Annotated in this window: 11 protein-coding genes and 1 tRNA gene; 2 read left to right on the forward strand and 10 right to left on the reverse strand. The window is 35.2% G+C overall.

The window, feature by feature from the left end; translation table 11 throughout:
• Positions 1 to 481 precede the first annotated feature (481 nt).
• The 10 genes from U9P79_05420 to U9P79_05465 all read right to left on the reverse strand — a co-directional run bounded on the left by U9P79_05420 (position 482) and on the right by U9P79_05465 (position 13,509).
• Positions 482 to 880 (reverse strand): hypothetical protein, encoded by a 399-nt coding sequence (locus U9P79_05420; protein MEA2104067.1) that lies wholly within the window; start codon positions 878 to 880, stop codon positions 482 to 484.
• A 30-nt stretch (positions 881 to 910) separates the two neighbouring features.
• Positions 911 to 1,936 (reverse strand): hypothetical protein, encoded by a 1,026-nt coding sequence (locus U9P79_05425; protein MEA2104068.1) that lies wholly within the window; start codon positions 1,934 to 1,936, stop codon positions 911 to 913.
• A 143-nt stretch (positions 1,937 to 2,079) separates the two neighbouring features.
• Entirely contained in the window at positions 2,080 to 4,500 is a 2,421-nt protein-coding gene (locus tag U9P79_05430; GenBank protein ID MEA2104069.1) for a CRTAC1 family protein, read from the reverse strand.
• 211 nt (positions 4,501 to 4,711) lie between these two features.
• Positions 4,712 to 7,705: a hypothetical protein gene (locus U9P79_05435; GenBank protein MEA2104070.1), complete on the reverse strand. Its 2,994-nt coding sequence runs from the start codon at positions 7,703 to 7,705 to the stop codon at positions 4,712 to 4,714.
• 57 nt (positions 7,706 to 7,762) lie between these two features.
• Positions 7,763 to 8,614, reverse strand: a complete 852-nt coding sequence (locus tag U9P79_05440; GenBank protein ID MEA2104071.1) for an MlaD family protein — start codon at positions 8,612 to 8,614, stop codon at positions 7,763 to 7,765.
• 157 nt (positions 8,615 to 8,771) lie between these two features.
• Positions 8,772 to 9,488, reverse strand: coding sequence for an ATP-binding cassette domain-containing protein (locus tag U9P79_05445; protein ID MEA2104072.1), 717 nt, complete (start codon positions 9,486 to 9,488; stop codon positions 8,772 to 8,774).
• Positions 9,489 to 9,625: 137 nt separating this feature from the next.
• Positions 9,626 to 9,700, reverse strand: a tRNA-Ala gene (locus U9P79_05450).
• 101 nt (positions 9,701 to 9,801) lie between these two features.
• Positions 9,802 to 10,758 (reverse strand): diguanylate cyclase, encoded by a 957-nt coding sequence (locus U9P79_05455; GenBank protein MEA2104073.1) that lies wholly within the window; start codon positions 10,756 to 10,758, stop codon positions 9,802 to 9,804.
• Positions 10,759 to 10,991: 233 nt separating this feature from the next.
• On the reverse strand, positions 10,992 to 12,230 hold the full coding sequence (locus U9P79_05460; GenBank protein ID MEA2104074.1) for a trypsin-like peptidase domain-containing protein: 1,239 nt from the start codon (positions 12,228 to 12,230) through the stop codon (positions 10,992 to 10,994).
• Positions 12,231 to 12,360: 130 nt separating this feature from the next.
• On the reverse strand, positions 12,361 to 13,509 hold the full coding sequence (locus U9P79_05465) for an acyl-CoA dehydrogenase family protein (GenBank protein ID MEA2104075.1): 1,149 nt from the start codon (positions 13,507 to 13,509) through the stop codon (positions 12,361 to 12,363).
• 206 nt (positions 13,510 to 13,715) lie between these two features.
• Between U9P79_05465 and kbl the strand changes: the two genes are divergently transcribed.
• Both kbl and rsmI read left to right on the forward strand, forming a co-directional pair.
• On the forward strand, positions 13,716 to 14,903 hold the full coding sequence (gene kbl / locus U9P79_05470) for a glycine C-acetyltransferase (protein MEA2104076.1): 1,188 nt from the start codon (positions 13,716 to 13,718) through the stop codon (positions 14,901 to 14,903).
• Positions 14,904 to 15,243: 340 nt separating this feature from the next.
• Positions 15,244 to 16,074 (forward strand): 16S rRNA (cytidine(1402)-2'-O)-methyltransferase, encoded by an 831-nt coding sequence (gene rsmI / locus U9P79_05475; protein MEA2104077.1) that lies wholly within the window; start codon positions 15,244 to 15,246, stop codon positions 16,072 to 16,074.
• The last annotated feature ends 55 nt before the right edge of the window (positions 16,075 to 16,129 follow it).

Raw genomic sequence — 16,129 nt, forward strand, 5'->3', positions numbered from 1 at the left:
ACTTGAAGAAGCCGAAAAGCTAGGAAGAGGAACTGCTTCACTTGGCAGAAAGATGATTGACAAACCGGTAGCAGACAGGGCTCGACGAATTTTGCAGCTTCAGAAAAAAATGTAACTAAATGGTGCCCAGTCGTAAAGTACTATTTTTCGACCTCACCCCGACCCTTCCGCCAGCTGGCGGAGAGAGGGAGATAAAAGTTCCCCTTCTCTTTGAAGAGAAGGGGTTAGGGGATGAGTTGTAAAAAGGATGAAGAATATATTTTACTTGATATGCCAGTTTACGGATTGACTCTAAGTATAGTCTGTCCGTAAAGGAAAATCTTGAGTTAAGTTCCGTTTTTTTGAAATTGACTTAAGTTTTTCCAACTCACAAATATAACACCAATTAACTTAATGTATAATTCTTTCAATTCGTCACGGAATGGTCCGTGACGTCTCGAAAAGGCTACTTTACGAATGGACTCTAAATAAATTTGTGAAATTATTTTTTTGGTCTTCCGATTAGCCAGATTATAAATAATATCAGCGGGATTACTACAAGTAATATTTCTTTTTTTATAACAAAACCTGTCTCTTCCACTTCCGGTTGATTTTTTTTCTCTTCTACTTTTTTCTCCAAAATTTCTTTCTTTACTTCTTCTGAATCTTCTTGGTTCTGTTTTTCAACTTCTTCGTTTGATTTTTCCGGTTCGATCTGCGGTTTGGGAACTTTTACTTTAGCGTCCAATTCTTTCTTATAATGATTCTTATACATAGAAACCGTTTTGCGATTTACCTGAGGAAATGCTTTGCGTAATTCCTCATTCGCACCCCATCCGGTTTTCGTCAATTCTTCCGGATGTTCATCTAACCAAGCATAAATTTTTTCCTTAATCGTCATTTTAGTCTCCTATACATTTATAATTGTCAATCATGGTTTTTCTACAAAACCAAAAATTGTTTGTGGATACTTATCGGTGGCGATAAGAAATCCGGTTTCATTAAGACGGACTATTCCCTCCCAATTCCTGGCATCACCGGAAGGTAATAGCTGCAATTCAATAGGTTCAAGTTCGGTTAATTCAATAGAGTTTCCGGTATATTGCAATTGGATAAATTGTTCTACCGGCGTATTTGTTTTTAAATTGTGTAATTTTTTGGTATCTTTACTTTGCGGAAAATTAGGTTTGTATGTCTTTTTATCACCCGGGTAATAGTAATTTATAGCCCAAAATTTATTTTCACCGTTCAAATCTGTAGCATCCGTTATTCGATATTCAATGTGAGGAAACGGGATATTTTCCAGCAGTTGTAAATTGTGGTCAAAAACATGGGCAATCGGGGAAGGATTGATATTCATGCCATTTCCCTCAAAAATTGTGATAACTCTATCCTGCGTAACCAAAACAGTTTCATCCGAAGCATTTGGAATTTGCTGTTGCAAAGGAATTTGAGCAAGGCTACTCATATCCATCGTTATAATGTTTTCCGCTCCGTTGATCTCTCCGCTGATAAGATAACCCCGCATAGAATCAGGAGATGCTTCAATAGTGAGAAAAATCTTGTTCCCCCAAATACCGATTGCTTCAAATCCTTCATAACCGGGAATACTATCTTTTAATCCCGGAGCAAAAAATTCAAATTCTTCTGGTGTGATTGGGGTCCGATCTACGTGGTTGACATATTCGGAAATAATGTTTCGCTCAATAGAAAAAAGTTTTCCATCACTTTCACCGGCAAATCTGTCCGGATATTGAGGAAGTAAAATAAGATAATTCCCAAACCAGACCAAGCCCGAAATCTCAGCATCTCTATGAGAAATCGGTCCGGCAAGTTGAATTTCTTGTACTGCTACAGTCTGCGGTTCCGCCTGTCCATTATTCGAAGTTGTGTTCGCACAACCGGAAAGAATAAACAAAACTGAAATGAACAATAGTAAATATTTTTTTTCATTCATAATTTTTACTCCAATCGTTATTGAGCGTCATTGGTGTTGTTGAAATATTTTTTTTATCAATCTTTGTCAATCACTTTGGAAAATTTTGATTTAAAATCCAATATATTTTTAAATACAAACCGAAAAATTATATGGCAAAATCATTAATACACAATTTTCACTGTTCTATTTATCTCTTCATTGGAAAGCCTAATAATTTTTCCATCCAAAAAACGTATTTTTATGTCAACATTATGCTTACTGGGAAATCCAAAAAACTGGGTCTGACTATGTTGAGATGTAGTTCCCTTTCCGCCTTCTATTTCGCGAATCTGAGTTAATTCATTTTGACCAACCTCCACTCGTGTGCCAATTATTGGTGTTTTCCCATTCGGATATAAAACCTGAATTTTTAACCAATTTGCAATTTCCGTATCGTTTCTAAAAAGATGAATTCCATCGTTACTACAAACGAGAAGGTCCGGGTCACCATCATTATCAAAGTCCGAAAAAGCTGCTCCCCAAGAGTTAAAAGTTCTAACACCCGAAAAATACGTAATATCTGTAAAGGTTTTATCCCCGTTATTCAAGTAGAGATAACTTCTCCGATTTGGATAAATGGAGGTAATGAATAAATCAAGAAAACCATCACCGTTTACATCACACCAAGACGGATCGCTGTGGCATTCATCGTATGAAATTCCTGCATTTTCCCGGATATTATAAAATCTTTTTTCCTTAATTTTATTCTCATAAAGCATTGTCATGTCTGAGAAATCAATATAACGCGGATGAGCAAGATTCGCACAAATCAGATCCAAATCACCGTCATTATCGAAATCCCCCCACTCCGAACCAATCGTATGTCCATACCAGCCATCAGTATATTTTCCCTCTACTCCAATTTCTTTTGCAACATTAGAAAAAAATTTTCCTTTATAATTTTGCCAAAGAAAATTTTTGTCCAAGCGATAATTAGATACAAAAATATCAAGAAAACCATCGTTGTTAAAATCTCCCCAATTAACTCCCCTACCTGCTTGATTTTCTCCAAAAGGAGGAATTATTTTTTGCTGAGTTGTAACATCCTCAAAATATCCGCCTTTTTTATTCAAGTAGAGAAAATCTTGTTCACCGTCAATTTTTCCCCATTTCTCATAATTTGCCACGCATAGATCCGGATACAAATCGCTATTGAAATCACCCCAAGCAGCTCCTTCCGTTTGCAATGTGTCTGCAAGGGGCGTGTCAATCGTAATATCCAAAAATGAGCCTTCCCCGATATTTTTCCAAAGAATATCATCCTTGTTTGAATTTGAAGATGTAGAAAAAATATCAAGAAAACCATCTCGATCAAAATCAGCCCAGACCCCACCATTGGTTTTCCCTTTATCCAATCCGGAAATTTTACTCACATCCGAAAAAGTTCCATCAGTATTGTTTTTGAGCAAAACATTTCCGTTTAAAAGCAAATCATCAAATCCGTCATTATTATAATCTCCCCAGGCGATTCGTGCTTTTTTGTATTCTGATAATCCCGCCTCTGCTGTAATATCTATAAAAAGTGGCGGTTGATAAAAATCTCCATATCGATAATTACCCCACAAGCAAGCGAACTCTCTGAACTCGTCCCCATTTTCGGAGAATTCGAGATAAATTTTCTGTAAAAGAGAATCCGCTTTGGGCGTCCAGTGATTTCTTTCATCACCCTTTACTACAGCATCAAGCAAAAAGGTAAAGGCTCTTGCTTTGTTGTCCAGAGCATACTCGGCTTTTCCGAAAATGAACAACAATCGTGTGCTGAGTTTCAAGTCTCCAATTTTTCGAGCAAGATCGTGAACCTTTTCATATTGTTCCTCTTTATACAAAATGTTGCTGAGAGTAAAATAATAATCAATTAGTAATTCATCTTTGGATTTGTTTGTGAAAAAGTTGAAATATTCATTTTGGTGAGAAGAGTCAATCTGAGCAATTATTTTCTCCAATTCATTCATATAATATTCTAACTCGATTCCTGATTTTGCATAATATGAGGCAACAAGGTTAATCATCTTGGGAGAGTGCGGATACTCCTTTTTGACTTTATTAAGAACCGAATCCAGTTTGCTTTTTTCACCAATTTCTTTATACGAATATAAAAGGTATTTCCAGGCAAGGGCAGTCCATTTGTTTTCAGGAAATTTCTTGATGAATTTGTTTAGATCAACCACCCGCACAGAATCATTTCTTTCCACTACTATCTCAAATATTTTTTCTTGAGCGGAATAATTTGCTATTTGACAATGTGGGTATTTTATAATAATTGAGTCAGCCAGTTCTTTGTTTATGGAGTCGGGCTCACTTGTTTGAAAGATGTATTTCACTTGCAGGACAAGGCTATCCGGCATATTAGATTCTGATAGATCATTTATGAAATGAAATTTATATGTACTAATTTCTGTTTCAGGTGTTTCGATTTGATTTAATATTCCAGAAAAAAGTTCATACCCGATGAGTTTCTGCGGATAACTTTTTATATATTGCTCTGCTTCTTTTTGAGCTTTTGTGAATTTGTGGTTCTCAATCAGATTTTGAATTTTTTCCAATTTTCTCTGCTGGGACTGATAATTGAATTTATCAATCTGGGTTGAAAAGTATTTGTGTGAGCAACAGGAAAGCAGAAGAAAAAAAATCAGTAATAAATATTTTTTCATAGAAAATGTAAGTGATAAATTATAGTTTACTGAACCTGTTTTTTTCATTTTTGCTTTTTTTCACAAACACAAAGAGACTCATGGTCTACATTGTTGCAAAACATTAAAATTCAGCATTTAACGAAAAATAAAATTTTGGTTTCTGATGATATATTGACAAATCTGCCCGATAAGCCCAATCAAATTTCAGAACAAAATAGCCCATATTCATTCGAGTTCCCCAACCATATCCCAATTTTGTTTCGTTAATATCACTATTTTCCAATTCAGCGATTTTATCCCAGACTCTTCCCGCATCAGCAAAAATCGCTCCCCGAACATTACTGATCCAGAGCGGAAGAGGAAACCCGAATTGCATGTTTTTTATAAACGGATAGCGAAACTCGACAGATGCAAAGGAAATATTATTTCCCAAGAATTCCTCTTGTAAATAACCTCTCAAATTGTAATATCCTCCTAAAATAAAATCACCCTTATCTTGCCCGGTGCTGAAACCGGCAAACCATCTCCCTGCAAATTGATAATCTAAGGAAATCGGAATATATTTTCTGAAATCAGAATAAATGTTTAAATAATTATTATCATCCCCAAAACTTTTTTCAAAGCCAAAACTTGTTCTACTTCCGCGAATGGGGCCTGTATAGCCCCAAATGGATGTATCATGCGTAAAAAACAAACTGCTGGAATAAATGTAAGATTTGTCATCCCTAAAATAACTATTTAAATTTTCTTGCGGAATATGAATCCACTCATTATTCCAATAATACCATTTTTTTTGCCAATAATAAACAGAATTATAAAAATCGAAACGATTGAACTGGCTGACGGGATAACTAAATAATGTATGAAATCCGGTTTGGCGTTCTTCCTTTTTCCCGTCATAAATTTGCCCTGATTCATCCTGAAATGTATTCAAATAGTAATAATCATTGACAAGATTAAAAATTCCAACGCCGTAATCCATCCGATTTTTCAGAAAATAATAATCTATCAAGATATTACTATTTTCGATTGATTTGTTCATATCGCTGATTATGCTGATATGATGATTGCCAAGCAAGTCACTCATCGCAAGATACAGCTGAGCCGAAAGTCCATAAGCAGAATCGTACGCCAAACCACCGAAAATAAAATCGGGAGTGAATTTCAAATGATAGTTTTCTTTTGGGGGAGCTTTTTTCGCATTCTTGGGTGGCTTTGCTTCAATACTATCATTTTCTGGAAAGTGCTGGGGAATCATATTGCTTTTTCGAGAATCATGTTGATATTTCGCAAAAGTACTTTTCTCTGGGTAAAATCTTTTGAAATTATCAATCTGAAAAGTTTGCGAGAAAGGAAATTTGTCCACTAACGTCAAATCTGAATGCTCATAATATTCAAGGCTATCCAAAGGATTTCCACTCAGATATAAGTTCCAGCCATTTTTGTAAAATGCAGAGAAAATCAAATCACCATTTTCATTTGAAATATCCGGACAAAAACTCCCACAGAAATTTTTCGATAATTGAGCAAATCCCTTTTTCTTAAAATCATAGGCATACAAATTTGCTATGCCATCCCTATACGAAGTATAAACCAGACAACTGTCGTCCGAACTCCAAGTTGGATAGATATTATCAAATCTTTCGTTTGTTACTGCACTAAGTGAACCTTTTTCCACATCATATAAAAATATATTATATGAAAGGTTGGAGAAAAGATATTTTTTATCTTGAGGTTTGAATATTTTATTCACAAAACGATGAGAGGAAAAAACAATTTTTTTACCATCCGAAGACCAGCGAGGATATCTGTCGTCATAATAATCGTTTGTTAATCTTGAAATTGTTTTAGTTTTCAAATTGTAAATGTACAAATCATTTTTTGCCTTTACCAATCCCACAAGGACTATTTTTTCTCCATCAGGTGAAACATCTATTTCAAAAATACTGTCAAAATCTAATTTGATTCTCTGAATTTCTTCTCCCTTCTTTGATTCACAAATCGAGATTACATCTCCGGTAGTAGTTTTTATAACAAAGGCGAATTTTTCCCCATCCGGAAAATAGGAAATGGAACTTTTCATATAGTGAAAATTTTCGTATTTTCCACGAAAACCGGATTGAACAATTTTCTTTGGTTTATACAAATCTAATGTTGAGCGTCTGTAGATATCAGTAGTAAAAAGGTGATTTGTATAATATAAAATGTCTGAGCCATTCGGAGAAAAAACAGGATTGAAGTTATTTCCCTCATCCAATTTTTTCGATTTTGTTAACTGTTGAAAATTTCGGCTGGGAATTTCGTTGTTCACAATTTTTTCCGAATATCTTTTTTGCAAATACACTCGCCACTCATCTTGCAAATCTTCAAACGAAATATTAAAAGTTTTCTTTGCAGACTCATCAATGGATTTATAAACCTTGAAATTATACATAAATTCAAAGACACTATCTGTGCCAAATCTTGATTCAAGGAAAAGCAAAAACGATTCACCCTCCCGATAGGCTGCATATCCACCGACTCTTTCCAAAGGAATGAGATTATCATTTATCACAAGATTCAGCATATACATATCATTAAAATCAGAACCGTGGATCGAACAAAATTCAGCAATTCCCTCTGAAAACCACAACGGCATAGAAAAGAACATTCCCGAAGCAAAGTTTTTGATGCTCCCTCCTTGCATTGTATAAAAACAGAACACGTGTGTCAGTTCGTGAGCAATTGTTAATTCAAACCTTTTGTACGATCCGTCAAATGGAACTACCACTCGATTTTTAATAAATTCTGTAAAACCTCCAGTGCCTTCACCAATCAATTGTAAAAGGGTATTGGTTTCTTCAAATTTATTATGGGAGTTATAGATAACCACCGGAACTCTTTCCGGAAGCGAAAATTCAAATAATTTCTGGTATCTATAATAGGCATCCTCAATGATCAAGGTTGTTGTCTCCCCAATGAAATCAAGACCTTTCTCATAATGGATATCGAAATGAGTAGTTTTTAATGTTGACCACTCAATCTTTTGATTATTAATTTTATTTTTCCCGAAGGCATAAATTTGTGTGGAAAACAGAATTACAAACAGGCTTATCGCAAGAGATATTTTTTTCATTGTAGGAACTCCTTTAAGTTATAATATTCCAAAATAAAATTCTGAAAATATGTTTGATTAAAACAATCTAAAATAATTTTTTGGATTCTCCTTTATATCAATTATCAACGAATCAAGATCGTTTAAAGTTTCATAAGTTTTTATATAAAGTGAATCGTTGGAAGTAAAACGTTCAAAATTTGATTTTTTCTTGTTGATTGCTTCAAAAGTGTTGTTCATTCGTCTCAGCAATTTCGCTACTTCCGGAAGTTGCGAAACGATAAAACTTGAAATTTGATTCAATTCCAGCCCTGTTTTGCTAATTACAGAATCCGCATTAAAACACAATTTATCAAATTTCCTTAATGAAAGACTAAATTGCCCGTTTCTCGAAAAAATCGAATTCAAATCAAAAATCAACTTATCTGTTCTTGAAAGAATTGTTCCAAATTCGTCTAATTTTTTAGGATTAATTAATTTTACGACTTTGTTCAGATTGTTTATTGTACTGTTAATATTGGAAATAGTTTCGTGTAAACCGGGCATATAAATACCTTGCAAAGAATGGCTCAAATCAATCTTTTGCTTTGAATATTGTTGACGGATTTCAATTCTTCTCGACCCCATCAGCCCATATTCACGAACAGCTATCTCGGCATTAGCAAAGATTCCTATGCCTTTTTGAAGTGCAATTTTAACAGAAACGTGGTTATTTTTAAGATCAATCGAATCAACATTTCCGGCTCGAACTCCATTTACAAGGACTTCGCTCCCCTGTTCCAAACCACCGACTTCTGTAAATCTCACATTTATTTCGTAGTATTCCCGCCTTTTTTGTTTATCGGAAAACATTGATTTCCCAATGACTACAAAAATTATGGCAACTACAACGATGATCCCTACAATTATTTCATATTTTTTTTTATTCATAAAATATATCCTGATTTTTTTTACAAAATGTTGTTTCCCACATTTTTATTACAAGAAAAACAGATTAAAATTAGTTTTAAATAGAGCGATTTTCGTTCCCAAGCGGGATTGGGTAACGAGATGGGTATGCAATCGTTCAATTTAGAAAATAATTTATTTATCTTACCTGAAATTTTTTCAGATAAGTTTCAGAAGAATTTTCAAAATCCGCAACTGAACCTTCAAAAACAATTTTTCCGTCTTTCATCATTGCGACTTTATCTGCGATTTTGAATACTACACCGATGTCATGCGAAACAATCAGGATGGTTGTATTCAATTTCTTCAATTTTTCAAACAACCTGAGAATATTATGTGCGATGATTGGATCTAAGCCTGTTGTGGGTTCGTCAAAAAGAATATACTCGGGATTAAAAATGAGAGCTCGGGCAATACTAACTCTTTTTTGCATGCCGATGCTTAGTTCTTCCGGCATTTTATTCTCTTCACCCGTTAATCCCACAATTTTCAAATACTTTGTTACTTCTGTATGAATTTTTTTTCCCGAAATATTTTTTTGTTCTGCGAGAGGAAGTGCAATATTGTCGTAAACTGAAAGCCAATCAAAAAGTGCCGATTGCTGAAAAACCAGAGTTATACGCTTACGCATTGCTGAAAAATCTTTCCGGCTCAATCCATTCATCCTTTGACCATCAAAAAATATTTCACCGGAATCCGGCTGGAGCAAACCAATCAGATGCTTTAAAAAAATTGTTTTTCCGCATCCACTTTCACCAAGAATAACCGTAGTTTGCCCTTTTTCAATTGTCAGATTAAATCCGTTTAGGATTTTTCTTTTATTGAAAGATTTGCATAGATTTTCTATTTGAATCATAATTTATTTTTCTTGATTTTAGGAACCTTAATTCTATTCTTTTCAGTTTTTAAGACTTTTCATCCGAAATATCAGCTACAATCTAACTAAATATTTTTTCTATAGTTTTCGTTTTTCTCACTGCCAAAAACGAAAAATGGTGGAGAAGAAGGGACTCGAACCCTCGACCCCAGCGTTGCGAACGCTGTGCTCTCCCACTGAGCTACTTCCCCACACAAAAAATATAATTTCAAATATATTCAATTTTCCGAACCTTCACAAGAGCAGTCAATTAATCAAAAATATTTTTTCATTTGATAAGTTCGGAAAACTATCAGCTGACAATACGATTTTTTCCTTCTGCTTTTCCACGATATAAAGCCTTATCTGCTTTTGTAATGCAATCAAAAATTTCGGGATTTTCTGAAGGTTCATATAAACTTACACCAATTGTTAAACTGATGTGAATTTTATGGTCGTTGTATTCAAAAACATGAGATTCAATTTTATGACGTATTTTTTCAGCAAAAATTTTCACACCTTCCATTGAAGTTTCCGGTAACATAAAGAGAAATTCCTCACCACCCCAACGAGCTGCAACATCCTGTTTGCGTTTTACGATTTTGAACAACCTTGCGATTCCTTCCAAAACATAATCACCTGCGTTGTGTCCATATTTATCATTTATCTTTTTAAAATCATCAATATCACTCATAATAAATGCAAATGGCTTTTTACTTCGTATGGCTCTATCCTTTTCATAATTAATCTTTTCCATCATATCCCAACGGGTAGAAAGTTTTGTTAGAAGATCTTTTCGGGCAAGTTTTTCCATTTTTCTTAAAGATTTTTTTAGCTTTTTTTCTGCGAATTTACGAAGTCTAATCTCTTCTTCCAATTTTTTCCGAAAAATATCAAGTTCCAGCAACACTTTTGCCTTTTCAATGAGTAATTCTTTATCAAAAGGATAAGTAATAAAATCTACTGCACCTGTTCCCAAACCGTGAGTTTTATAATAATACTCGGAATATATTGCTGAAATAAAAATTACCGGGAGATGTCTTGTGCGGGTGGATTTACGCATGATACGAACTGTTTTGTATCCATCTAATTCAGGTAATTCTACTTCTATGATAGCGAGATTTATATCGAATTCCAATATTTTTTGAAGTGCTTCATTGCCACCGCTTGCTTTAATAATATTAACATCCAGATCTTCCAAAGCCCTTTCCAGTGAAACTAAATTTTCTTTTCTGTCATCTACAATTAAAATACTCGGTTTATTGTTCATCTTCACTTCTTTCCGCATAACCGATTACTTGGTTTCTGCCATTTATTTTTGCCTGATATAATTTTTGCAATTATGTCATCAACAACTAAAATTTTCGGTTTTGATTTTATGATTGAGTGCTGGGGATTCACGGTTTAGATTTAATCGTTGGATAAAAAAAATTATTTAGGATTAAGTTTTTCATTTAAGTTTTTCCTTTAATACTCACATTTTATGATAGAATATCGCAGATTTTAAAGTTTAAAAAAAGAACCTCTGCGATTCTTATATTCTTTTGCGTTGATGATTATCGTTTTCTGCTTCCCATTTTCTATCACTGTTAAGACAATCTTTTCTCCAACATTAATATCTGCGACAGCCATTTCAGCATTACTTGTATTTTCTATCTTCTGATTATTGATGCTGATAATAATATCTCCCTCTTTCAAACCGGATTGGTTTGCCGGACCACCTTTTTCGATATTGGTAACGATCACGCCCGCAGTTGTTTTCAGCCCAAGACGATTTGCCAAAGCAGTAGAAATATCCTGAACGCGAAATCCAAACCAAATAGGACGAATTTTTCCGAATTTTTTTATTTCAGCCACAATTTTTTTTACACGATTTATGGGAATGGCAAAACCAATTCCAAGACTGCCACCACTATTTGTGAAAATAAAAGTATTTATTCCAATTACTTTGCCATTAATATTAAAAAGGGGACCACCACTATTTCCCGGATTGATGGCAGCATCTGTTTGAATCATTTTTTTGTAAACCTTGTTATCCTGATGAAAGTTTCTATTTGCCGCAGATATTACACCCACAGTAACGGTTGGCTGGGCATCTTTGATAATAAATCCAAATGGATTTCCCATCGCAATTGTCCATTCACCGATAATTATATCATCCGAATCCCCGAGCTCTACAAAGGGTAAATCTCTTGTGGGATTTTCTATTTTCAACAAAGCAATATCATTTACTGCATCCGAACCAACTAATTCAGCATCATACTCTTGCCCATCCGGTAAAATTATCTTTATTTTTGATGCCCCTTCCACCACGTGATTGTTGGTAATAATGTATCCATCCTTGCTAACAATCACTCCCGAGCCAAGATTTTGCACTTCTCTTTTGCGTATTTGCGAATTGAATCCTCGGAAAAAATTATCAAAAAAATACAAACCGGGATAACTTGCGCGAACCAATTGAGTTTTTACAACATTCACACTAACTACGGCAGATTGAATCCGCCCAATAGCATCTGTTATGGAATTTTGACGGTTTGAGTTCAGAAGGATATTCTTCTTTGCTTTCGGTGTTGCGTCTTGTAGCGGTAATAACGAAGGGGAATTTTCGGCTTTGAGAACTGTTTCGGCAACCGATTCACTCTGGGATTTGTTATAATTAAAAAATTTTCCATCGTTTAATAAATAGGCAACTAAAACAATCAGAATAATTATTAATATGATATTTCTTAATGTGCTATTCATAATATATTTTTCTAATTTGGATTACATATCTTCAGCATTGACAGGAAAAAAATACCGCTGAACTTCCAGACTATTGCATTTTTGGCAACATCCGTACAACATCAACCCGAATTACTTCCAAAAGGTTCTACTATCTATATTCCTTTAATAAATTCGAAGCAATGATTAGTCTCTGAATTTGATTTGTTCCTTCATATATCTGAGTAATTTTTGCATCCCGCATCATTTTTTCTACCGGATATTCTTTCATATAACCTGATCCCCCCAAAATCTGCACAGCATCAGTTGTAACCGACATTGCCACATCAGACGCATAGCATTTACACATTGCGGATTCTTTGCTAATTTTTTTTGAGCCGGAATCAATCATGCGAGCAGTGGCATAAACAAGCGCGCGAGCGGATTCAACTTTTATTGCCATATCAGCAAGCATAAATTGTATTCCCTGAAATGCGGATATGGGCTTGCCGAATTGATGACGTTCTTTAGAAAATTTTACCGCTTCATCCAAAGCACCTTGTGCAATTCCCAATGCTTGGGATGCAACCATTGGACGCGATTTATCAAACGTTTTCATGGCTACAATAAAACCCATTCCTTCTCTACCAATCAGATTTTCTTTTGGAATTCTCACATCTTCGAATATCAATTCTCGTGTGCAGGAAGCACGAATTCCCATCTTGTTTTCCTCTTTTCCAAAAGAAAAACCTTCGGTTCCTTTTTCAACGATAAATGCAGATGAACCACGACTGCCTTTTGCTTTATTTGTAAGAGCAAAAACCGTGTATATATCTGCTACGCCACCATTTGTTATCCATTGTTTCGTCCCGTTCAGAATGTAATAATCACCATCTTTTGTGGCTGTTGTTTGGATTCCACCCACATCGGAGCCTGCATTTGCTTCAGTAAGTGCAAATGCAGCAAGTTTCTCGCCGGAAGCTATGGAAGGTAGATACTTCTCTTTTTGCTCTTTTGAACCATTAAGCAGAATAGGATAAATTCCAAGTCCGGTTCCACCAAGGGAAAGGGCGATGCCACTGTCCACTTTACTCAACTCTTCCATCATAATCACAAGATCCATTACTTTCCCGCTAAAACCTTCGTATTCTTCGGGAAGCATAACGCGGAAAAGGTCGGTTTGTGCCATTACTTTAACGATGTCCCAGGGGAATATCCCCTCAGCATCATATTTTTCACGCACAGGTTTCATCTTTTCTTCTGCAACTTGACGAGCCATTTCTTTTATTTCTTTTTGTTCTTCTGTAAGAAAATATTCCATAAATCCACCAATATTATTTTATTTTTTTGTCTTTCAAAAATCAGAAATTGCTTTTGTCTGTCAAGTTACACAAATTTTTCTCATGTCCGAGAAGGAAATATTATAAGGAAATATTACCCGGTAAATACGTGGGAGATTCCAATTATATTGACACAAAATCTGCAACTTTAAATTCTTCTACAAAAGCAAAATTATGAGGTTTAATTATGTATGGAAAGATGAAGAAACATCTAAAAAGTAAATTAAAAGAGCTGAAGAACAAAGGATTATATAAAGCAGAACGGGTTATCACAACTCCGCAGGGAGCAACAATTTCCACCACTTCCGGCAGGGGGGTAATAAATTTTTGTGCCAATAATTATCTTGGTTTATCAAACCACCCGGAAGTTATTGAAGCTGCTAAGAAAACAATGGACAAATGGGGCTACGGGTTATCATCAGTTCGTTTTATCTGCGGAACACAGGAAATTCACAAGCAATTGGAAAAGAAGGTTTCCGAGTTTTTGGGAACTGAGGACACCATTTTATATGCTGCCTGTTTCGATGCTAACGGAGGCGTTTTCGAGCCGCTTTTAGATAAGGAATGTGCTATTATATCCGATGAATTAAATCATGCATCAATAATTGACGGAGTTCGACTTTGCAAAGCAAAAAGATATCGTTTCAGACATTCCAATATGGAAGATTTGATTCGCTGCCTTAAGGAATCGCAAGAACAAAAATACAGATTTATCGTAACTGATGGAGTTTTCTCTATGGACGGTGATATTGCCAAGCTAAATGCAATCTGCGATCTTGCCGAAAAATATGACGCTTTGGTAATGGTTGATGATTCACATGCAACCGGTTACATCGGTAAAACCGGACGTGGAACTCATGAGTTTAGCAATGTAATGGGGCGGGTGGATTTGATCACTACCACTTTTGGAAAAGCTCTTGGAGGAGCATCCGGCGGTTGCACTTCCGGAAGAAAAGAAATCATCGAGATGCTTAGGCAGAGGTCTCGCCCTTACCTTTTTTCAAACACACTTCCCCCCGCAGTTGTCGGAGCAACCCTAAAGGTTCTTGAAATGATCTCAACAAAAACCGATTTGCGAAATAAAGTAATTGATAACACCATTTATTTCAGACATAAAATCAGCAAATTAGGGTTTGAACTTAAACAAGGAAAAACCGCCATAGTTCCAGTTATGCTACATGACGCTCCACTTGCATTGAAAATGGCAGACAAATTACTGGAAGAGGGGATCTATGTAGTTGGTTTCGCATATCCGATTGTTCCACATGGGCAAGCCAGAATTCGTGTCCAGATTTCTGCTGCCCATTCCAGAGAAGAAATTGATAAAGCCGCAACAGCATTTGAAAAAATTGGAAAAGAATTGAGGATAATTTAGGATGAAATTCATACATAAAAAAGAGTTCCGGGTGCAGGTGGTTATTCGTAGAACCATTAATCGCCTTCAGCGAATGATATAATTTTGCGTTTTCTTTCTTGAGTAACGAGCAAACCCAGCTTATTGCATTCAACTGCATCGCAGTAAGATTGCCAAACGATAAAATAATTTATATATTAATTGTTCAATTTCATCCCCCGAAGAGGATATACAGAAAAACCTATTGTTGCCGAATGGCTACAATAGGATAGAAACGAAAAAAAATAATTTTCACTGTAGGTGAAAAATAAAAAACTAAAGAATAATAGGCATTTTAATCTTAACCTAAAAGCAATTTAATATGAAAAACATAAAAAAAGGACATCTCTTCATCGTTCCCACTCCTATTGGGAATCTGGAAGACATGACTTTCCAGGCAGTAAAAATTCTAAAAAAAGTATCGCTTATAGCTGCAGAAGACACTAGAACTTCAGAGGTGCTTCTCAAACATTATAACATCCATACTCCGATGATAAGTTATCACAAATTCAATGAACGAGCCCGTATAAAAACATTGCTAAAAAAATTGAACGCTGGCGAAAACGTGGCGGTAATTACTGATGCCGGCACTCCGGGTATATCCGATCCTTGCAAAATTATCGTGGATGAAGCATTGAAGGAAGGAATTGAAGTTATTCCCTTACCCGGTCCCGCTGCTTTTCTTACAGCTCTTTCCGGTAGTGGTTTATCAACCGATTCATTTACGTTTTTTGGATTCTTACCCAGAACAACCGGCAAACAAATCAAATTTCTTCATTCCATAAAACACCTCCGGCAGACTCTGATTTTTTACGAATCTCCAAATAGAATTATAAAAACTTTAACAAATTTCCAAACAATTTTTGGCAACCGCCGGATAGTTGTAGCAAAAGAGCTCACAAAAATTTATGAAACTTTTTTCCGAGGACGTATAAACGAGGTTCTATCTAAACTTAATGAAAAAAACCTGAAGGGAGAATTTGTGATACTCCTTCACGGAGCAGAAGAAAAAATATTAACTGATGAAAAAATTCGATTCATGCTTATTGAAAAAATTAAGGATGGTTTTTCCAAAAAACAAGCGATTAAAGAAATATCAACTAATTTTGATCTAAAAAAAAATAGGGTCTATGATATTTCACTCCAAATTTAAGTCCTTAAAAAATTAAAACAATTTTGGAGTAAAATATCCTACTGCACAGCGAAAT

Source organism: Candidatus Cloacimonadota bacterium (assembly GCA_034661015.1).
Classification (GTDB): domain Bacteria; phylum Cloacimonadota; class Cloacimonadia; order JGIOTU-2; family JGIOTU-2; genus JAYEKN01.